A 20,977-nucleotide genomic window follows, 5' to 3' on the forward strand; every position below is an offset into this window, starting at 1 on the left:
TTTTATTGAAAAATTAATTGCACTAATATGACGATATCGGAACTAACAACTCCATGTATCCTTCAGCATATCCTAATTCCAGATCATCTGGGTCATAGATGGAATTGCCGCATTCAGCACATCTATAATATCCATCAATTTCATATATTGATTCGCTTCCACAGTATGGGCAAGTCAATACATAACCTTCTTTTCTATCAGATTCTAGTTTATTAAGGCTGTTTGTAGCTTTAGAATTTCCTGAACTGTAATCTCTGCCACCTTTATTCTTTGAAGCATTTCTTTCCATTTCTTCCATTAATCTTCGATAGTCTGCTTCATATACATTGCCGTTGGCTTTAGATTGATACACATCAAATTCATAACCAGTCAAATAGCCATTTTCATCCTTATCCGACTTTCTAAATAGATCATATAGCATATCTTGTGGTGTATGTGAGACAATGTGATTCACTTCATTGAATTCTAATTTGCCATCATCATTAAGGTCCAGATTATTAAATTCATCAGGATAATTGGTTTCATAATCTGCTGGATGCAATCCTTTAATGAAAAGATTTGCATCGCTAGCTATTGAAATCACCAATATAAAAATTAATGGAAAAACACAACAAATATATAAAACAGGGTGTTTTTTAAAACGTGCACTGAATGTTTCAGATTCATCCACCTTTCTTATTTTAAAAAGAGACCAAATACTATCTGAACTAGAATCATCTGTTTCAATATCAGTGCTTAGAGCAGATGGGCCATTATCTAATTTAGTTCCACAATCTGCACAAAAAATAGCATCATCAACGTTTTCCTTTCCGCATTTGGAACATTTTATCATAGAATCCCCCAATACAATTTTAAAAGTAATCTAGAAAATTTGACATTACTTTACTTATGAAATATTTTATGCTTTTTGATTTATATTGTTTTTGAAAAGATTTTCTAATATAAATTTAATAAATTTAATCCTTTTTACAAAATTATATATACAATTTTAAATAAAAATTATATTGTCGCATCATATTTATGACTGATGCCTATGGTCCTTCTATGAGGGAAGCTTTAGCTGTCGATGATTAGGAGAAACCCAGCATTAGATAGGCTGCCTGTTTCGAGGGTTACTCGTGGAGGAAAGGGTAAACTACCTGTGAAGCAAGAGAGTTAGTATACAGGCAACATTATTTTTCATTATTATAAGAAATCTTTTGGATGGAAAAAAATTGATTGTGGCGGGTACTTTAACAGTTATTGCTGTAGCATGCATTGAATTATTTTTATCAGATATTCATTATTATTGTATAGCAGAATCCGGTCCTTTTTTATTGTTTTTTTTGTTGGAATTTTATTATATCATTTCAATGAAAAAATTGAGAAATGGAATTCAAAAATATACTACATAATCTCATTAGCTTTGTTTGCAGTATTGGGGTTAATTATTTATTCAAATATTGATAATACTGTTGTTTATTATATTAGGGATATTTCAGGGGCAGCATTGTTTTATTTCATATTTATGGCAGTTTCAAGAACTTCCTTTTCTGATAAGCTCAATCAGTCAAGATTTTATAATTTTTGCGAATCCCGTTCCATGAATATTTATCTGCTGAATTGTCCGTTTATGCAAATTTATTTCCTTTTACTTAATCCTTTAATAGGAACAAATGTTTATTTAACTATTCTGTGTCTTTGGATATTGTCATATCCTTCAATATTCCTTGCAGTATGGATTCAGAATAAACTGAAAATAGCTTTAGTCAATAAAATTCCAATTCAAAAAACCGGCGGTTAACAGTAATTGATGATAATCGTATTATTCAATATATTGAATAGGTGATTATCTGACAAAACAATATGGTGTTAATGTAATATTTTTGACATAAAAAATCGAGTTTATAAATGAACATTTGAATGCAATATATGATGAACTTCAGATTCAAAGCAAATAATATTAAACCATGAGGTAAATGATAATGAAACTTGAAAATTACCAATACAAAACATATGACAATAACATAATCAACTATTATGAAGCTGACAGCAACAATCCTATACTCTTGATAATACATGCCCAAAGTGCAAACTCAAGTAGCTATTCCGGTGTAATCAAAGATTTGTCCAAAAAATTTCATTTAATTATAATTGATTGCTATGGACATGGTAAAAGTGCTCATAACAAGGAAAAATACAATATAATCAGCCAGGGTGATGATTTAATCGAATTTATTCAATATAAAACTGATGAAAAAATATCTATATTGGGTCATTCCTCCGGAGGTCTTATTGCCTGCTATATCGCTTCAAAATCAAATGTTTGCGATAATCTGATACTTGAAGACCCTCCACTTTTTTCAAGTGTTGGCGAAAAAAGGTTCAATTATTACAACTATAATGATCTTTCAACGATTTGTCACAATTTCATCAATCAAGATGAAGAAGAGGATTTTGTGTACTATTACTTCATGAATCAGTACATGTGGAATTTCTTTCCTGAAAATTCAAGGGAAAAAATCAGAAACAAATCCGGAACATCTGCACTGAAATATAGGAAAAAACATCCTGACAAGCCACTGAAAATCAGATTTTGGCCTAAAAAATTCCTAGAAGCATTCAACGGTATGGAGCAATATGATCCTTACTTTGGAGAGAACTTCTACAACGACACATTCAACTGCAACATCAATTACAGCAAACTACTTTCAGAAATAAACTGCAAAACATTATTCATGAAGGCAAATACCAAAATTGGGGATGATGGTATTATTATGGGGGCTCTGACTGATGAAGACCTTCAACGGGTAACAGGCCTAATCAAAAATATTAGAGTAGAATATTTCAACTGCGGCCATGGAATCCATAATGAAAAGAAAAAAGAGTTTGTAAAAAGTGTGATTGAAACTATAAATGAGTGAGATTTAAATCAATTTGTCATTTAATATCCTAAGAATCATATAATTATTATACCCTTTTAACTTTTTCAAAGTTTTCGCCTATTTTTGCTGTTAATATGTAATATTTTTAAAAACAAACTTTGAGTGTTGATGTTAAAAATGTAATGTATTTGATGAATATGTAATTTCAGATTATGGTGAGAAAGTTAAAAGCAGTAAATATTTTTTGTATAATATATTGCCAAATAAAATCTATTTTTTTGAGTTATTTAACTTATTAATAATTACTGGTTAATTAAAGTAATAATTTTTATTAGGTATATTGCGGTGTTTTTAAGTATTATAAATTAAATATTTTAGTGTAGGGGCTATAAGTACATTATATTTTGTATAGTATACGGGCAAAATATCAATATTTAAAAATTTATAATTTTAGATTTTTTCAAATCTATTATTTATAAATATTTTAAATAATTACTTTTTTTAGATAATTACTATTTTTAAAACAATTTTTATTCTAAAACTTTTCCAATATCTTACCATATACCTTTTTGAGTTCTGGTGGTGAATTGTTATACATTCTTTTTATAATTAATTCTGGTGTACTTTTTGCCAAATAATTCATCTTAGGTGTCCTATCAACAATAAGATTATAGTTTTCATCGAGCCCTGTAGCTTCGATTCCATCTATACGGATGTCTGTGTATTTCATTAGCTCATTTGCCATGTGGGTTACGATTATTGCAAAGGAATTGCTTTCCTCAATCATTTCTATGAAACTGGATATGATCTTTACAGCTGCTTCCAATTCTGTGATTCCTTCAAGTTCGTCAAGGAGAACCAGTTTCTCGCTATCACTTGTAACGATTGGCATGAATACATTGAGGAATGATTCAAAAGCACCTGCATCCAATGATCTCTTTTTGGAAAAGTGATAGATTTCATCCAATAGTTTTATCTTGGCGGATTTAGCTGGAACAGGAAGTCCCATCTGTCCAAGAATAGCTATTTGGCTGATGGTCTCAAGAAGGGTTGTCTTACCTCCACTATTTGCTCCAGTTAGGAGTGCAATGTTTTCCTCTTCATTCAACTTATAATCCACTCTTTGAATTCCTTCTTTGATTGTCCTTTCCCTTAGGCATAAGTTCAAGTGCAATGCTTGATGAAGGTCATATTCATCAGCAAATTCTGGCTTGTTCAAGTCATAAAGATAAGCAAAACTGCCTAAAGCGTATTCATAGTCAAACTTGATTATATCACTGACTTCCCTTTCAGCATCTTCCTTAATTGATGCCAATTGCTCTGCAGCAGTGCTCTTCTTATCAAAATAATTGTTTTCAGAATTTGATAGGATTTCAGTCTTCACCCTTTCCATTTCCATGTCATCGATTTCAATCGGATACTTCCTGATGAATGGGTCAAAATCAATACCACTTTCTAACTTGATAGTTTCTTTTGATTTACTTAAAATTTCGTTAAATATTTCTTCTAGTTTTGGTGGTAAAGCATTGTTTAATAAATCGAGAACTTCATCTCCTTCAAGGTCAATGTTTTGAATCCTTTCTTTCAACTCACGGTCTATATATCTCTTCTCATTATTAACAATTTCATCCAAATCCACTTCTTTGGTTTTATAGGATTCAAGTTCATCAAGTATTGGGCCAATGTCATTAAGAACAGTTTCTTCACCTAATATTGCTTTTATTTTTGAGACTCTTTCAAATAAATCCCTGTTTTCCTTGAAGTAGTCTAAAATAACTTCAGGAACAAGTTGATAGATAGGAGCATCCTTGTTTATCATGATTAGATTCGGTATGTCTCCCAAGTCAAGGAATCCTTCAGTGTAAATGTAATAAATCAATTCATATCCTCTCAATTCTTCCTGGAAGAATGGTGAATCTGATGCAGTCAATATTGTGTAGTATCTGTTCAATCCAAGATCCATTAAATAATCTGCATCTTCATGGCTTTCTACGAGAATTGCTTTGCTTGCATCATAATTAGGTTTGGATTGCTTTGGTGCACTCAAGTGTTTCATTAGCTTATCCAGTTCATATAGAGGCAATTCGCTTACTTTTTCTTTAGCATTCATTACAAAATTCAATCGTTCTTCGATGATTTCCTCATCTTTTACAGGAGCAAGGAGCAAAATTCTGTTTTTAGCATAGCTTGTATTGGAATAGCTTACAATCTTTTCAATGATTTCCTCGTAAAGTTGGATTGCCCTGTCGCTTTTCAAGAATTTTTGAGCAGGATTTCCGATTAATTGATTCATTATTTCAATGGCTTTCCTTTGGCTGATTCCATCAATATTGATCAATCTTTCCAAATCAAGGTTTTCAATAACTTGATTTAATTCATCTTCCCCTCCTAACTCATCGATGATCTTTTGGGATAATTTATCTCCAATTCCCTTAATGTTTTGTAATTGTGCTCCTTCCATACGATTACCTCATTTTATGAATATGAGAAAGTATAATAAATTTTATGTTTTTGTTTATTAATTTTTAATATATAGTTAATTTTTTTTATTTTTATATTAATTTTTAAATCTTTTGATTTTCAATAGCTTGAATTTCAAATTGATTAAAATATTGTTTTAATTTGAAAACCATAGTTTTTAATTTCTTTCAACATTTTCTTCCAATATTTTTATCATTTCAATCCTTTTTCAAAATTTGCTTTTGTCAAAATAGGGCAATGTTCATCAATGATCTTTTTAGACTCTTCTAAATTATTTTCACCATCAATAATACCCTTATAGACTTTTCCAATATCATTGATATAGTCTAAGGATTTCCATCTTGCATCTATTGAAAAGTTGGAAATTCCTATTGATTTCAAATAACTGATTTCATCTATCAAGCAAAGCTCTTCGCAGTTCAATATGATTATATGGTCCTCATTCAAATTGGTTTTTATTGGATAATATTGGTCTCTCCTGTTTTTGAGATAGTATTCATTTGAATCAATGTAATAATCGTTTTCCTTGAAATTCTTATTCAGTTTTCTTTGCTTTTGATTATATTTACTTATAAGTTTCAATTGCTTTCTGGAAACCAGTTCCTTTCTTGTAATCATTGATTCTATATTTCCATGAACCAATAACTCCAATTGTGGAATGTCAGTACTGCCTTTTGACAGTTCCTTATAGTAATCTTCCATTAAATCCTTAATGTTCTTCTTATATATCTCAGGAGATATGGATAATGCATTATAATTTTTCAACTCCAATACGGTTTCTATATTATATGCATTTATTGGATAATTTCCATAAAGTTCCACATCAAACTTGTCTTTTAATGAATCGTCCAAACCAATTAAACTGGTCATTATGTCAATGTGCAGATTCATCTTTTTAAGGATTCCCATTATCTTGATTATGGATTCCTTAGATTGCTTGTGTGCAATGTCTGGAAGTTTCCAAATTAATTTATAATTCTGATCTTTAGAAATTTCAATGGCTTCTTTCAGGAAATTGACACAATAGCTTATGTTCAACTCATGTTCTTGAAGATACTTGTTTTCAATAATCTCATGGCTTATTTCTTCAAAGTCCTTGTTTGGAGGAATTTCCAAATAGATTCTATCAAAAACAGATTCTTTCTCTTTGTTTAGTCCTTTCAGGATTTCCAAGCTATTGGCATATGCTGATAGATTATGGTCATTATCGGTTTTGTCTTGAACCTTTGATTTCAAATCAATTCTTTTTCTTAAGTCCTCTGTTAATCCATTGATGTTTTCTTCAGCTATTTTCACATCATCCTCTTTTGGCTTGTAGCTGTTTATGATTTCCTCTTCGAGCTCATTGAAGAATCTTCTTCTAAGCTCATTGATTTCGCTTATTGGACTGAATAAGCTTTTATTGTTATTTATTGTAATCTTTTCAATATAATAAGGTAATTCTCCAATCTTTAGCAATTGCTTCTTGATTGTTTCATTGGATATTGGCTTTTTGATTGCTTCCTCCCAAGGATTTTCACCTTTGATCTTTAATGTGATCACTTTTCCATTATCCAATTTCAAATTGCCCTTTAAGTGAGGATAATTGTCGCTATCTATTCTAAAGTAAAGTTCAAGCAATGATTTCTTTATGTAATGGTTCTCCTTCTTATGATTGAGGTCTTTAACTTCATTCAATAATGAGTTTTTCTTGGTTAGATAAACCTTTGAACCTTTTGGAAGTGGGAAATTAAGCTTTCTGTTTTCTCTAACCCTTTTAATGACAAGAAGTTTTCCTTCAATGTCCTTGTCCTTTTCCCTTTTTCTCCAATGCTTGTCTTTTGAGTCCTTTAAGACAGGTTTTGAAGAAATGTCAAATCCATATGTTTGAATGAATCCATTATTTTGATTGCCTTGGCCATCTTGATTTTTCTGATTAATTTCCTTTCTGGTTCTTTTTTCTTTCCTTTTAGCTCTTTTATCCTGTTTTGTCTTTAATCTTTTATTGTCTTTAGAGTTATTTCCTGTAGTATTTTGATTATTATCATTTTCTAAATTAGGGTTTGTTTCTATTAGTATTCCATCTCCCTTTTCAGGTATGTGGATGAGATTGTTCCTTAGCAAAATATGAATCTCTTCAGTCTGAGGATTGTATCTGTGAATCTTTCCAATGTATAATCCCTGATGCCCTGGCTTTTTCCTGTTCATGATCATTGGATTGTTTTTAGGAATGAGATGTCCAGTTGTAAACTCTCTATTGAACACTAATTCAAGCTCTTCAAGGGATTCAAGGTTTTGGAGTTTCTGCTCTTCTTTAAGTTTGGCTATATTTTCCTTTTCCTGTGCCTTTTTCAAATCGGTGCTTCTTCCTTTTTTGCCCTTGCTTTTTCTTTCCAATTCCTTGATGTTTCTGTTCAATGCTTGGCTTGTTTTGTCATATCTTAATTTATTGAGTCTTTTCCTATAGTTTTTGATGACAGTTGCAACATAATCATTGCTTCTCATTCTGCCTTCTATCTTTATGCTGTCAACTTCAAGATTGACTATTTCGTCAAGATGCTCAAACAATGACAGGTCTCTTGGTGATAAAAGGTAATCCCCTTCATTTTTCGGATTGATCTTTTTGCCTTTATTGATGTTCAGTTCATATTTTTCTCTGCATGGTTGAGCGCAAGTTCCTCTGTTTCCGCTTCTTCCTCCTTGCATGGAAGATAGTAAGCAATGCCCTGAATAGCTGTAACAAAGAGCACCGTGTGAAAATATCTCTATTTCAACTCCAAGTGTGTGAGCATAGTCAAGAATCTCTTTAAGTTCGTTCATTTCAGTTTCTCTTGGAAGAACAACTCTTTTTATATTATGTTCTGATGCCCATTTGATTCCTTCAATGTTGTGAAGATTCATTTGGGTTGAAGCATGAATCGCTAGTTTAGGAATGTTTTCATTAATGATTTTTACAAGACCGACATCTTGAATAAGAACTGCATCGACACCTATTTTGTATAATTCCAAAAGGTAATTGGCTACTTTTTCCAATTCCCCTTCCTTGATTAGGATATTGACTGTAACATAAACTTTCACGTTATGCAAGTGAGCATACTTGACGGCTTCTCTTATTTCTGGTACTGTGAAGTTTTCTGCAAATTTCCTTGCTCCAAAGTTCTCTCCAGAGAGATAAATGGAATTTGCACCAGATAATATTGCAAGCTTCAAATGCTCTGCAGATCCTACAGGTGCCAATAATTCAGGTAATTTCATTGTTTTTCCTCTAGTAATAAATATAATAATTGTATTTAAATAGCCAAAAGTCAAATGGCCAGAAGTTAAATAGTTAAAAGTCAGTTACCATAACTTAACATGATTTTTCATGTATCCTTCCATTAATGAAGTTTCCTTTATTTAATCTTGATAATGTAATGTTTTTAATTTGTTCTTTCAGTAAGTTTAAATCGTAAGTGTTGTCCTCTTTTAATGCTTGTGAGTAAAGTGAGACAATTGTGGAGCTGTATTGAGGGGATGAGAATCTGCAATCGATTATGCAGGAGTTCACTCCAGTGTCCTTGATTAGTTCCACTTCATCTATTAGGCATAAGCAGTCCTTGTTGATGAAATGGCTGTGTCTATTGTAATCGAAAACAACCTTGTATTTGAACTTCTTACGCTTTTGGTCTTCAAGTATTGCATAATCTGAAGAGTCCTTGATTATGAAGTCTTTTCCATCATTAAGATTTGAAAAGTCATCCTTGCTGCTCATGACTTCAAGGTTTCCTTGGATGATGATGTTTAAGTCTACATCTTCATCTCCTTTGATGAATTGGTATTTGGAAACCAATTCCTTGATTTCTGCATGTGACAATTCAGAAGATAATATTATGCTTTTAAAGTCTGCATCAGATAAGTTTTTTACATTATAACTATTCCAGACATTTAGGTTATGGTTTCCATAAACCTTATTTCTAAAGCTTTTAGCTATTCCTGGAGTGTCATACATAATTGGAATTCTCATTCCTTCGTCTTCCAATTCTTCTATGATTGCGCTGATTCTTTCTATTTCCTCATCGCTTATGAATGATGATAAGACCAATACCAATTTATCATCCATATTTTCCTTACCTTTATAAACGATGGAATATGCTTCTTTGAGTAATTCCTTGATGTTTTCAAAGTATTCCTCTTGACTTCTGTATGAAAAGGACGGGTCAAAGAAATACTTGTGGATTGGCAATTTGGAAGTCATCTTTAAAAGTTCCAAATTGTCTGCAAATATTGAAAGATTCAATCTTTCATTTCTAACTGGAATATCACCATAAGTTTTATACTCTTTAACAAATTGACTAATAAGCTTATTAGTTTTCCTGATTTCCTTTTTATCCGGTTTATAATAAACCAATAATAATTCAGTAGCCTTATCCAGGATTTGTCTCCTAATTTTATTCAGCTTTCCAATTGGCACAAAGCTGTTTTCAGGCATGCCAGTTATAGTTAAGTTGTTAATGAAGAATGATGTTGAACCGGTTTTAAGCATTTGCTTTTCAATGTCTTCAATGTTCACAGGTCTTTTTTGTGCAGGCTCGAATTTGGTTTCTGATATGTATCTGAAAGTGAATTCCTCTTCCTTGTTTTCATTGTTGATTCCCTTTTCGACGATCTTGAATTTAGCACCAATGTTAAGTCTTAAATCTTCAGTCCATTTGATGTCCAAGTCTAATGGAATGTTTTGCTTTATGGTTTCGCTTTTGAATTTCTTAAGGTTGTCATGTGTGGATTTGGAATAGCTTAAGAGAACCTTGTCACCTTCACGAACGTTCCTTGTTGTTTCAAGCTTTATGTATTCATCAGTTTGTTCCTTGATATTGTCGATGTAGATTCCTTTGATCTTATCCTTGTATTTGAATCCAATTCCATCTCCAATGTCAAGGTTTATCTTGAATTCCTCATTTTCTTTAGCTATTGTGATTATATCCCCTTTCTTTTCAATGATTTTACCAATATAAACTCCTTCATGACCTGAACTTTCTCTTCCTAAAACCTGTCCTGGCTTTTGATTAAGGATATAACCGTCAGTGAATTGTCTATTGAAAACGAGACTTAAGTCCTTGTCATAGTCTCCCTCATCACCATCAATCAAATGTCTGTATGCATTTGTGATTGTTCCAACGTAATCTGCAGATTTCATTCTTCCTTCAAGCTTAAGTGAAAAGACTCCTGCATCTTCTATTTTGTCTAATCCTTTGTAAACTGCAAGATCGTGAGTTGACAATAAATATCCGTTTCCGACATTGTAATTCTTATATTTCAACTTGTATTGCTTACGGCAAGGCTGTGCACATGCTCCCCTGTTTCCACTACGTCCGCTGTTGTATGATGAGATGTAGCAGTTTCCACTGAAGCAGTAGCAGAGAGCCCCATGCCCAAAGACTTCAAGCTCCATATTTATCTTGGATTCCTGTAATTTTCTTGATATTTCAGCTATTTTGTCAACGCTTATTTCACGTGGGAAAACTATCCTTGAGATATTGTTTTCAACAGCCCATAAGATACAATCATAATCACTTAATGTCATTTGTGTGGAAGCATGAACTTCAAGACCTGGAATAAGGTTTTTAATGAGTTCTATGATTCCCAAGTCCTGTACAATAACCGCATCAACGCCTATTTTGTATAGGTAGAACAGGTATTTCACAACGTCTATGACTTCAAAGTTGTTTATCAAGGTGTTTACGGTTACATGTATTTTTGCGCCGTTCAAGTGAGCGTATTCCACACTTTTTTCTATCTCTTCCAGAGTGAAGTTTTTGGCAAATGCTCTTGCTCCAAACCTTTCTCCAGATATGTATACTGCATCAGCACCTGCATTGATTGCAGTGACCAAGATGTCATAGTCTCCTGCAGGCGCTAATAATTCAGGTAATGTCATTAAGTAATCTCCTAAAATTTTGATTGTTTTTATGATTGTATTTTTTATTTAATTTATGATTGTATTTTTTATTTATTTAGTTTAATTGGATAATATTTTATTTAAAATAATTTAACTATTAATAAATTTGTTAATTTTATTATATACATATTTTTAATATTATAATAATTTATTGATAATTAATATTTTAATAAATTATATTGATTATTGTGATAGCTTGTGAAAACTAATCAAATTACAATAGAATTTATATATTCTTAAAAATAAATTCTATTCTATGTATATTGTATTGGAAGGAATAGATGGCGCTGGAAAATCAACTCAAATTAAAATGTTAAAGGAATGGCTGGAAAGCAATGGATTAAGAGTTGAGACAATTGTTGAACCGACTGATTTGGAAGTTGGAAAGCTTATTCGTAAGCTTTTAACTCGTTCTGATGCAACAAGTGACACAATGCAAAAGACATTAGGTCTATTGTTTGCAGCAGACAGATTAATCTTAATGGATAAGATAGAACAATTGGAAAAAGATAATGTTGTAGTAATAAGTGATAGGTCTTTCTATTCCAGCTTATCATATCAAGATCCACAGGATTGGATTAAAGAGATAAATAAATTTGCCAAAATTCCTGATTTGGTTTTGCTCTTGGATTTGGATGTAAAGAAATCCGTTGAAAGATGTGATGGAACTGATGAGTTTGAAAACGAAGAGTTCCTCACTGGAGTAAAACAGAACTATTTGGATTTAGCTAAGTCCAATGACAATTTTAAAATAATTGATGCAAATAATGGTCCGAATAAGGTCTCTTCTGATATTAAAAAAGCAGTTGCTCCATTATTTGACATTTGCAAGGATTGCATTTTATAATCTAAAAATAGAAAATTTAAGTAAATCTTAAATTATATTAAATTTTAACTAATTATTTTTAAAATAAGGAAGTAAGTGTAAAGTAAAGATAAATAAAGATAGTAGATAAGATAGTAAATAAGATAATAAAATAGATTATCTTCTATTTAATTCATCTAATCTTTCTTTCATTACTTTAACAATGTAATCTTGTGCTTTTTCAAGCTCTTCTTTTGTACCTTGGAGTTTTGGTCCAAATTCAGTTTGCTTAAGTTCAACATCGAACTGTTCAATAACATGAGCAAGCATTTGTTCTCCAATTCCATTGGTAAGTTTCATTTCATATACTGGTTCTTCTTCCATTCTATCCCTCTTTTTGATCTTTTTTTAAAAATTAATAAATGATTATTTTTATTTTTAGATTTAATTTTAATTATTTTTATTCTTGTTATCATTCTTATTCTTGTGACTCCATAAAGTCTCTAACTGGTTTTAAGAAATCAATTAAGTATTGTGTAATTGCATTCTTCAAGTCCATTGGGTGTAAGTTTTCTTCTCCATACATAGTGTATAGTTCATCTTTAGAGAGTTCTAAGTTTCCACCAAATTTCTCAGGTCTTTCTATAAGCAAAGTGTCTTGTTGTGAGAAAACAAAATGGTCTGCAATTTCCAAAATAGGGTTTCCTTCAGTTTCTCCCATAGGACAGTAGCTTTTCTTGATCTTATCCTTGATTGTCTTTTCATCATCGTCAACAGCGATGTAGTTTCCTTTGCTTGAGGACATCTTGTCATCACCGTCAAGACCATGAATCAATGGAGTGTGAATACAGACAGGAGCTTCTTTTCCTATTCTAGGTAAGTTTTCCCTTGCTAACATTTGGATTTTTCTTTGTTCCATACCACCTAAAGCAACATCAACTTCTAAAGCGGACATATCTGCAGTTTGCATCAATGGATAAACTACACTAGCCACTTTAGGGTTGTCATCATGTCTGCTGACTTGATCCATACTTCTTTTTGCCCTTTTTAAGGTGGTTAAAGTGGCTAATTGATAAACGTCATTGGTGTATTCGCTTCCGGTTTGGAAAGATGAACCTAAAATGTATTCAGTGTCATCAGCGAGTCCTAATCCTTGGAAGCATCTTTTATTGTATTCTGCAGTTTCAGCTATTTCCTCTACAGTTCCTTTTCCATTCAAGAAAGCATGATAATCTGCAAGTAAGATTTTGATTTGAAATCCTAAATCTTGTAATTGTTTAAGTTTCATTATTGTCACTGCATGACCTAAATGAATTTTTCCAGAAGGTTCATATCCAGTATAAGCAATAGGATGCTCTTTTTCAAGCTTTTCTTTCAATTCATCTACATCAATGATTTCTAAAGTTCCTTCTTGAATTAATTCAATTTTTTCTTCAATGTTCATGTAATCACACTTTTGTTTTTGTAATAGATAATAGATAATTATTAATTATTTTTGTAATTGTTTAATAGATAAATTATATAATTATGATTTTTTTGTTTATGATTTTAGATAATATAGATTTTTCCATCTATTTTTATAACATCTATTTCTTCGCCAATATTGTATTTTTCCATATTTTCATTCATTTCCAAATCAATTGGACTGTAGTCATCCGGATCAAGAATTTGCATCATGCTTGGAGATTTCGCTGTAATGATTGCCTTTTGGACCCCTTCCAAATGCTCTATTTTTTCTATGGAATCGTATTCTCTCCATTTTAAAGCGATTATGTCTTGATTTTCCAGGTTTATGACTTGAATCCTGTTTCCATCAACATCGCTCACTTGATAAACGTTATCATGATATTTTACAAAATCATTCTTAACGAATTTTGGAAGTCTCAATGCTATCCAAATTCTATATAATCCTTTTCCAGTAGACTTGTCCTCACTGATAAGTCTTGGGGATTCTTTAGTGGTTCCTCCAAATTCCTCTTTAAGATGCTCTACAACCTTTTTTGCAGATTTCAAAGAGCCTATGTAATAGTCATTTCCTTCCTTAAGCTTTGCAACTTGAGGAATATAAGCCAATTTGTCCTTTTTGAATTGCTTATCAAGGGTTCTATTGATTATCTCTTCAGCAATAGCTATTTCCTCTTCTTTGAGTTCCCTATCATCTGCACGCAATTGAATTACCGCTTCATAGTACCCTGCATTTCTTTTACTGCAGTCCGGGCAAACTGAGTAATTGATCTTTACATCTGGAGTGTGTGTTTCAACCACTTCTTCTCCTAAAACAGTTGCAACAGCTTCAACATAACATTCTGCAATTGTTCCTCTCATCTGGTCGATTTCAAGTTCTATCTCCTCATTTTCAGCCAAGTCGGAAATGGTTATGTTTCTCTCCAATGCTCTATAGATGATTTCCTCTTCAGGAATGTACTCATCTTTCCATTTCCCCTCTTCTAATTTGGCATTGCAGTGCTTGCAGATGGTTACAGTGATATTTTCCGGAATTTCCATAAGTTGGAATTTCTTTAAAAAACAGTTTTTGCAGATTCCATCTATCATTTCAACGTCTGTTGCACCACATTCTGGACAAAACATTTTAAAACACTCATAAGATGTAAAATTGAATAAAATTAATGGTTTAAGTTTAATGGCTATTTAATTTTTTTAAAAATAAAAAATATAAAAGAAGAGAAAATTTATAATGGTTTTAGTGGAGCTTTTGCACCACATGCTGCACATTTTAAGATAAAAATTCTGTCCTCTCTTATGATTTGAGTATCTGGTCTGTTACATTCATGACAGATAACGTATTTTTCAATGTATTCATCGATTCTCTCATTGATTAGGAAATGATTGAATTTACCTTGCAAGATTGCTCTTACTCCTTCTAAGTTACCTGCAGTACCTAATTCTCTTAATAAGTATTTTAATACGTGTTGTGGGTCTCTGTTTAATGAGTCTGCCACATCTTTGAAATTTTGAATAAAGGTTCTATTACCTTGAATAACAGAGTATGCTTTAACAGGTTCAAATCTTTTTGTTTCAAATACCTCAGGAGGCAATTGATCAATAGCTCTGTTTAATAAGTTTTCATATTCATCCATTTTTTCACCTCTTTGGAATAGTAAAATTAATTTAAAGTAAGTATAATCAAATAAAATTTATGATAAATATTTATAAAATTAGTATTTGAGTTATATTAATATAAAATATATTTTTTATCATTTATTAATGTATTTATTATATAATAATTTATATAAAGAAAAATCTTATTATTTTTTGATAAGTAATATGAAAAATTTCAATGAAATTTTGAAAATAAAAAATAGAAAAATGCTTGATAATTATCAAGCATAAAATTTAATTTTATTTAGTAGTTTTTGCACTGTTTTAATCTTCCAGTCTTTTTACCACACCATGATGAGGTTCATAAATAATTCCTTTAGATCTAAGTATTCTTAAGATCTCATCTGTTTTCTCTTCACTCATCTCGTGGTTTTCAGCAAGATGATCTTTTAGGATATTCACTGGAACTTCAACGAATTCTTCTTCCAATGCTTTAATCGCTTCTTGCACTACACGCATCTTATCTCTTTCAGAGGTTGGAGTTCTTCCTTCAACTCTCGCAATATCGATTTTACCTGTATCAGGATCCATTCCGATTTTCTCTAAACATCTTCTTTGCAAGTTAATTGCTCTATGCGCATCTGAAGCTTCAACCTCATTTTTAAGTTGAAGTTTTGCACTAGCTTCAGCTAAACGAATGGTTGCTTCCAATTGCCTTGGAGTGATAGGTACAGGAGTTCCCTCTTCCATACCTCCAGTTCTCACAGATACATAAAACTCTTCCAATACTTTATTTGCTTCATCTGTAAGTACCGGATGGATATTTTTACGTGCATAAGCGATATATTTTCTTAAGAGTTCAGGCTCTATATCATATGCTATGTTAGAGTATTGGTGAGTCTTAAGAATGTGTTGTGCCAATTCCCTATCCTTTTCAACATCTGGTCTGTCTTCAATTACAAATATCAAATCGAAACGAGAAAGAATCGGTGAAGGCAAGTCAATTTGGTTTGCTAAAGTTTTATATTGGTCAAATGTACCGAATTTAGGGTTTGCCGCTGCAAGAACTGAACATCTTGTATTCAATGTTGCCATGATTCCCGCTTTTGCAATACTTACTGTTTGCTGTTCCAATGCTTCGTGAAGTGCAGATCTATCTTCTGAACGCATCTTATCCAATTCGTCAACACATACGTTACCTTGGTCCCCAAGTACTAATGCACCTGCTTCAAGAGACCATCCTCCAAGTTCATCTCTAACCGCAGCTGCAGTTAATCCTGCACCGGATGTACCTTTACCACTGGTGTAAACACTTCTTGGAGCTAATTTTGAAACGTATTTAAGTATTTGGGACTTACCGATACCAGGGTCCCCGACAATAAGAATGTGAAGGTCTCCTCTTAAACGAGTTCCATCCTCTAATTGTTGCACTGTTCCACCAAAGAGCTGCAATGCAATAGCTTCCTTTACATCTCTGTGACCTTTGATTGAAGGAGCAGTTGAATTAATGATTTTATCGTGTATATGAGGGTCTCTGGATAATTCCAAGATTCTCTCTTCATCCTCTTCACTAAGTTCCAATTCCTCAAATTCCTGTTCCAATGGTTCGATATGATTTACATAGATGTAGTTTTTGAATTTTCCACTTCTCTCTTCCCTAAATGTCTTTAGGGTTCCTGTGATTCTAACTTTATCTCCAGGATTCAATTCATCTACTAAATCATCTTCTAAAACCATAAGCATTTGTTTTGGTTCAGTTCCTCCAGACAAGTTTTCTAAAGGTTCCTGCATTCTAGCGCTTTGTGTATCAATATATTTTGAGTCCTCTTGAAGCAATCTAAAGGATCTCCCACCACATTCGCTGCATAATGAAGGTTCCATAATATGGTTTCCAGAGGTTTGTTCCACTTCAGTTATTCTCATGCAACCTCTGCATTCGAATACTCCTGTTTCAATACGTGGACGAATCTCATCAGTTTTTCTTACAATTCCATCAGCAGATACAAAGCTTCCAATGTATTTACTCAATAAGTCGCTTAATGGAATGTTATTTGTAAGATTTTCAAATCTGATGTTCAATTCAGCATCTTTCATTAATGGGTCGATATTCTTGATAGCTTTCTGTGAAGCTAAAATAACCTCATCAGGCTTTTCTATCAATAAATCTGCTAAATCAGGATCAAACATCTCTAAGTCTTCATAATTGACTGTAAGTGACCTTTCATCAGGATATTTTTCTAAAATTTCAAATACATCATCCTTGTAAATTGTTGAGAAAAATTCTTCAAATTTTGCAAGTGATGTTTTTGTTTTGTTAGTGGAATTCATTGTAATATAGTTTTTATATTTAATATTATAAAAGTTTAATTAATTTTTAAATTTTTCATTATAATTGCATTGAAAAATTGTTATGATTTCGTTATAATTTTTTATATGAATTGATAATTTCATGTTGAAAACTTGTTCTAATTTTGTTATAATCTTAATATAAATTGATAATTTTAAATAGGTGTAAAATTAAAAGTATTAATAATACTATTTATTTTTTTAAATAATATTATGGTGAATTTATGAGAAAATCAAGATTGAATCTATTCAAATCAACTTCTATGTTAATTTCTGTTTTAGGAGTTATAATGATTGTAGCTACTGTAGCTGCAATTGCTTATGTTGGTTTTAGCGTAGTTTCTTCTAGTTTAACTGGTGGAATTTCTTCAGGCACTCAATATGACCAGTTAGCTGAATTGAAGAACAATTATTCCAATTTGGAAGTTCAATATAATGAAACTGGTAATAAGATTTATATGATGGACAATATCACTTTAGAAAGAGAATTTGTAAATGCACAAGTGGAACTTGTAAGAGTAAAAAATGACATAAGTGATGTTGAAAGTGCTTTATCTATGGGGAAACAAGCTTCAGAAGTTGATAAAAGGTTACAACTAGCAAAAGACGATTTAAAAATAGCTCAAGAAGCTTATAACAGTTTATCAGTTAAATAATTTTTATTTAACTTTCTTTTTTTTATTTTATTATTTTTTCTTAATTTTTAAAAATTATTTTTTCTTTTTAGGCCCTTTTCTATAACCTAAACCTACAATATACATCTCTTTGCTTTTTTGCCTTGATGATGGAGGTTTAGTTGATTTGACTTTTCTGAAATCGTATTTTATGCTGTCTAAAAGACGTTTGTATTCAGAACCTTGAAATGCCTTGATGACTAAATTTCCTTCGGTTCCAAGTATGTTGTCTGCAATTTTCAACACTGTTTCAACAAGGTCTACAGACCTTAAGTGGTCTAAATCCTTCACTCCAGTTAATGAAGGTGCAGCATCTGACATCAGAACTTTCACTTTTCCGTTGGTTAATTCCATGACCTTTTGTTGAACGACCTCTTTTGTAAAGTCCCCTCTAATTCCATAGTAATTAGGTTCGTGGAATGGCTTGATTCTATTTAAATCGACTCCTACAACGATTCCCTCTTCACCTACCTTTTCCAATGCCACTTGAGACCATCCCCCCGGAGCGGCACCTAAGTCCACCACGGTGTCTCCTTCCTTAATGATCTTGTATTTTTTATCAAGTTGCTTAAGCTTATATGATGCTCTTGAACGATACTCTTCACTTTTAGCTCTTTTGTAATAAGGGTCATTCTTCTTTTCCACTTGCCATCTGCTTCCCATTTTAACCCTCCTATAATTTCTTAATTGATTCAGTTTTTTTTCTGTTTTTTTTATTTTTTTTATTTTTTTTATTAATTGCCTAATTTATCTTTTTTCAAAATTAGTCTTTGTTGTCTTTATTCTTCTTTCTTTGCCTTCTCTTCAAAGAAATTCAATGCTGAGCAAACTGGCCTTCCAGTTTGAATGAATTCTATGCTAATGTCATTGCCATTTATTTCCATCAATGCAACTGATGGGTCTGATAATCTTGGGTTTGTTGGACTTCCAGGATTTACCAAAATAACATTTTTAATCTTTTCAAGCTGTGCAATATGTGAATGCCCACTTACAAGGATGTCAACTTCCAATTGCAATGCATGATAATATAATTGTTGTGTATCTCCTCTCGGATAGACCTCCCCATGCATTACTCCAATCTTATGGCCTTCCGCCTCTATGATTTCAGAAGGATTCAAGTCAATTTCTCCATGAACACGATCCATATTTCCTTCAACTGCAACTACCGGAGCTATTGCCTCCAATTCATCTATAACGCTTTGGCTGGTTATGTCTCCTGCATGGATAATTAAATCCACTCCTTCAAAACTTTCCAAAACCTTTTGAGGAAGCTTGATTCTCCTATCTGGAATATGGGTATCTGATACTAATCCAATCAACATATTTTCACATTAAATGATAATTATGAATTTAATAACAATTGAAATTTATTAGCTATTAATTCGTTTTCGTCTAACAATAATAATTTTGTTTAATATTGATTATATAGTTTATTAGAAAATTGCTTAGAAAATTGTGGTCTCAGTTCATTAATTTTAATTTTCTTTGCATTTTTTTAGTTTCATAATATATGAATTAAAATTTAATAATAAAACTTTATAAGTTTATAAAAATATAATATTATTATTGATAAATAATTTTTATCTTTTAGTTGATTTCTGAAAAATATTAGTTCAGGAGATTAAAAATGGGAAAAGTTAGTAAAGAAAAAATATTGGAGATTTTAGAAGGGTATGATAAAGACAATATCACTATCGCAACTCTAGGTAGTCACACCTCTTTACATATTCTTAATGGTGCTAAACAAGAAGGATTTAGAACTGCTATTGTTTGTGCAAAGGGTAGAGAAGTGCCTTATCAACGTTTTGATGTTGCAGATGAATATATTATTGTCGATAAATTCGAAGACATTGTAAACGAAGATGTTCAACAAAAATTAAGAGACATGAACGCAATTGTTATTCCTCATGGATCCTTTGTTGCATATGCAGGTTTAGACAATGTTGAAGATAAATTCAATGTGCCTATGTTTGGTAACAGAGACATCTTAAGATGGGAAGCTGAAAGAGACTTGGAAAGACAATTGCTCGTTAACGGTAAGATCAGAATCCCAATGAAATATGATGACCCTGCTGAAATTGACCGTGCTGTAATGGTTAAATTCCCTGGAGCAAGAGGTGGAAGAGGATACTTTGTAGCTTCATCTCCTGAAGAATTTAATGAAAAGATTGATGCAATGAAAGAACGTGGATGGATTGAAGATGCAGATGTGGAACAAGCTCACATTGAAGAGTATGTGTCTGGTTGTAACTACTGTATCCACTACTTCTACTCAGCATTGAATGATGAAGTGGAACTTATGGGTATGGACAGCAGATACGAATCCAGTATTGATGGATTTGTAAGAATGCCTGCTAAAGACCAATTGTCCATTGACATTAGCCCCTCCTATGTTGTAACTGGTAACCATCCAGTTGTAATGAGAGAATCATTGCTTCCACAAGCATTTGAAATCGGTGACAAATTAGTTAAAAGTGCAGCAGAATTAGTAAAACCTGGTTTAAACGGTCCATTCTGTATCCAAACTCTTGTAAACGATAACCTTGAAGTTGTTGTATTTGAAACAAGTGCAAGAACTGATGGTGGTACAAACACCTTTATGGAAGGTTCCGCATATAGTTACCTCAAATATGGTGAAGGTATGAGTATGGGAAGAAGAGTTGCACGTGAAATTAAAATGGCACTCGAAAATGGCGGATTTGAAAAGATTATCACATAATCTTTTAAAACTTTTGGAAAAAGTTTAATCAAAACTTTTTCAACTTTTTTTTATTTTTTTATTAGTTTTTACTATTTTTTTCTTTGTTTCACTGTACTTTTTAACTTTTTTTCT

16 protein-coding genes are annotated in these 20,977 nt (G+C 31.9%); 5 read left to right on the forward strand and 11 right to left on the reverse strand.

Translation table 11 applies throughout. From position 1 onward, the window contains the following. Nucleotides 1-22: 22 nt before the first annotated feature. Nucleotides 23-832 (reverse strand): zinc ribbon domain-containing protein, encoded by an 810-nt coding sequence (locus tag QZU90_RS02375; RefSeq protein ID WP_296855331.1) that lies wholly within the window; start codon nucleotides 830-832, stop codon nucleotides 23-25. A gap of 657 nt (nucleotides 833-1,489) precedes the next feature. Between QZU90_RS02375 and QZU90_RS02380 the strand changes: the two genes are divergently transcribed. Next, on the forward strand, nucleotides 1,490-1,783 hold the full coding sequence (locus QZU90_RS02380) for a hypothetical protein (RefSeq protein ID WP_296855333.1): 294 nt from the start codon (nucleotides 1,490-1,492) through the stop codon (nucleotides 1,781-1,783). Nucleotides 1,784-1,964: 181 nt separating this feature from the next. Further along, on the forward strand, nucleotides 1,965-2,903 hold the full coding sequence (locus QZU90_RS02385) for an alpha/beta hydrolase (RefSeq protein WP_295604900.1): 939 nt from the start codon (nucleotides 1,965-1,967) through the stop codon (nucleotides 2,901-2,903). A 496-nt stretch (nucleotides 2,904-3,399) separates the two neighbouring features. Here QZU90_RS02385 and QZU90_RS02390 read toward each other — a convergent pair whose 3' ends face one another. The 3 genes from QZU90_RS02390 to QZU90_RS02400 all read right to left on the reverse strand — a co-directional run bounded on the left by QZU90_RS02390 (nucleotide 3,400) and on the right by QZU90_RS02400 (nucleotide 11,238). Further along, entirely contained in the window at nucleotides 3,400-5,325 is a 1,926-nt protein-coding gene (locus QZU90_RS02390) for an endonuclease MutS2 (RefSeq protein ID WP_296855335.1), read from the reverse strand. A 212-nt stretch (nucleotides 5,326-5,537) separates the two neighbouring features. Continuing rightward, a complete protein-coding gene (locus QZU90_RS02395; protein WP_296855337.1) occupies nucleotides 5,538-8,579 on the reverse strand; it encodes a U32 family peptidase in 3,042 nt (1,013 codons plus the stop codon). Nucleotides 8,580-8,673: 94 nt separating this feature from the next. Further along, nucleotides 8,674-11,238, reverse strand: a complete 2,565-nt coding sequence (locus QZU90_RS02400) for a U32 family peptidase (protein WP_296855339.1) — start codon at nucleotides 11,236-11,238, stop codon at nucleotides 8,674-8,676. A 277-nt stretch (nucleotides 11,239-11,515) separates the two neighbouring features. Here QZU90_RS02400 and tmk point away from each other — a divergent pair, with 277 nt between their 5' ends. Continuing rightward, nucleotides 11,516-12,106 carry a dTMP kinase gene (tmk, locus tag QZU90_RS02405; protein WP_295604908.1) on the forward strand — a complete coding sequence of 197 codons (591 nt, stop codon included), beginning with the start codon at nucleotides 11,516-11,518 and terminating at the stop codon, nucleotides 12,104-12,106. Between the two features lie 135 nt (nucleotides 12,107-12,241). Here tmk and QZU90_RS02410 read toward each other — a convergent pair whose 3' ends face one another. The 5 genes from QZU90_RS02410 to QZU90_RS02430 form a co-directional block, all read right to left on the reverse strand. Then, entirely contained in the window at nucleotides 12,242-12,448 is a 207-nt protein-coding gene (locus QZU90_RS02410; protein ID WP_296855341.1) for a hypothetical protein, read from the reverse strand. Nucleotides 12,449-12,542: 94 nt separating this feature from the next. Continuing rightward, the gene (locus tag QZU90_RS02415; protein WP_295604912.1) at nucleotides 12,543-13,508 is read right to left on the reverse strand and encodes a tyrosine--tRNA ligase; all 966 of its coding nucleotides are present in this window, start codon (nucleotides 13,506-13,508) and stop codon (nucleotides 12,543-12,545) included. 104 nt (nucleotides 13,509-13,612) lie between these two features. Further along, nucleotides 13,613-14,653 carry a 60S ribosomal export protein NMD3 gene (locus tag QZU90_RS02420; RefSeq protein ID WP_295604914.1) on the reverse strand — a complete coding sequence of 347 codons (1,041 nt, stop codon included), beginning with the start codon at nucleotides 14,651-14,653 and terminating at the stop codon, nucleotides 13,613-13,615. Between the two features lie 101 nt (nucleotides 14,654-14,754). Beyond that, nucleotides 14,755-15,162, reverse strand: a complete 408-nt coding sequence (locus tag QZU90_RS02425; RefSeq protein ID WP_295604916.1) for a translation initiation factor IF-2 subunit beta — start codon at nucleotides 15,160-15,162, stop codon at nucleotides 14,755-14,757. A 286-nt stretch (nucleotides 15,163-15,448) separates the two neighbouring features. Next, nucleotides 15,449-17,452: a minichromosome maintenance protein MCM gene (locus QZU90_RS02430; RefSeq protein WP_296855344.1), complete on the reverse strand. Its 2,004-nt coding sequence runs from the start codon at nucleotides 17,450-17,452 to the stop codon at nucleotides 15,449-15,451. Nucleotides 17,453-17,694: 242 nt separating this feature from the next. On the opposite strand from QZU90_RS02430, the gene QZU90_RS02435 reads away from it, so the two are divergent. Further along, the gene (locus QZU90_RS02435; protein ID WP_295604920.1) at nucleotides 17,695-18,126 is read left to right on the forward strand and encodes a hypothetical protein; all 432 of its coding nucleotides are present in this window, start codon (nucleotides 17,695-17,697) and stop codon (nucleotides 18,124-18,126) included. A gap of 54 nt (nucleotides 18,127-18,180) precedes the next feature. Here QZU90_RS02435 and QZU90_RS02440 read toward each other — a convergent pair whose 3' ends face one another. Continuing rightward, complete coding sequence (locus tag QZU90_RS02440) at nucleotides 18,181-18,807, reverse strand: RlmE family RNA methyltransferase (RefSeq protein ID WP_295604921.1); 627 nt, start codon at nucleotides 18,805-18,807, stop codon at nucleotides 18,181-18,183. A gap of 116 nt (nucleotides 18,808-18,923) precedes the next feature. Next, on the reverse strand, nucleotides 18,924-19,466 hold the full coding sequence (locus QZU90_RS02445; protein WP_295604923.1) for a metallophosphoesterase: 543 nt from the start codon (nucleotides 19,464-19,466) through the stop codon (nucleotides 18,924-18,926). 305 nt (nucleotides 19,467-19,771) lie between these two features. Between QZU90_RS02445 and QZU90_RS02450 the strand changes: the two genes are divergently transcribed. Next, complete coding sequence (locus QZU90_RS02450; RefSeq protein ID WP_296855346.1) at nucleotides 19,772-20,863, forward strand: formate--phosphoribosylaminoimidazolecarboxamide ligase; 1,092 nt, start codon at nucleotides 19,772-19,774, stop codon at nucleotides 20,861-20,863. The last annotated feature ends 114 nt before the right edge of the window (nucleotides 20,864-20,977 follow it).

Origin of the sequence: uncultured Methanobrevibacter sp., assembly GCF_902784195.1 — an archaeon.
Lineage (GTDB): Archaea > Methanobacteriota > Methanobacteria > Methanobacteriales > Methanobacteriaceae > Methanobrevibacter.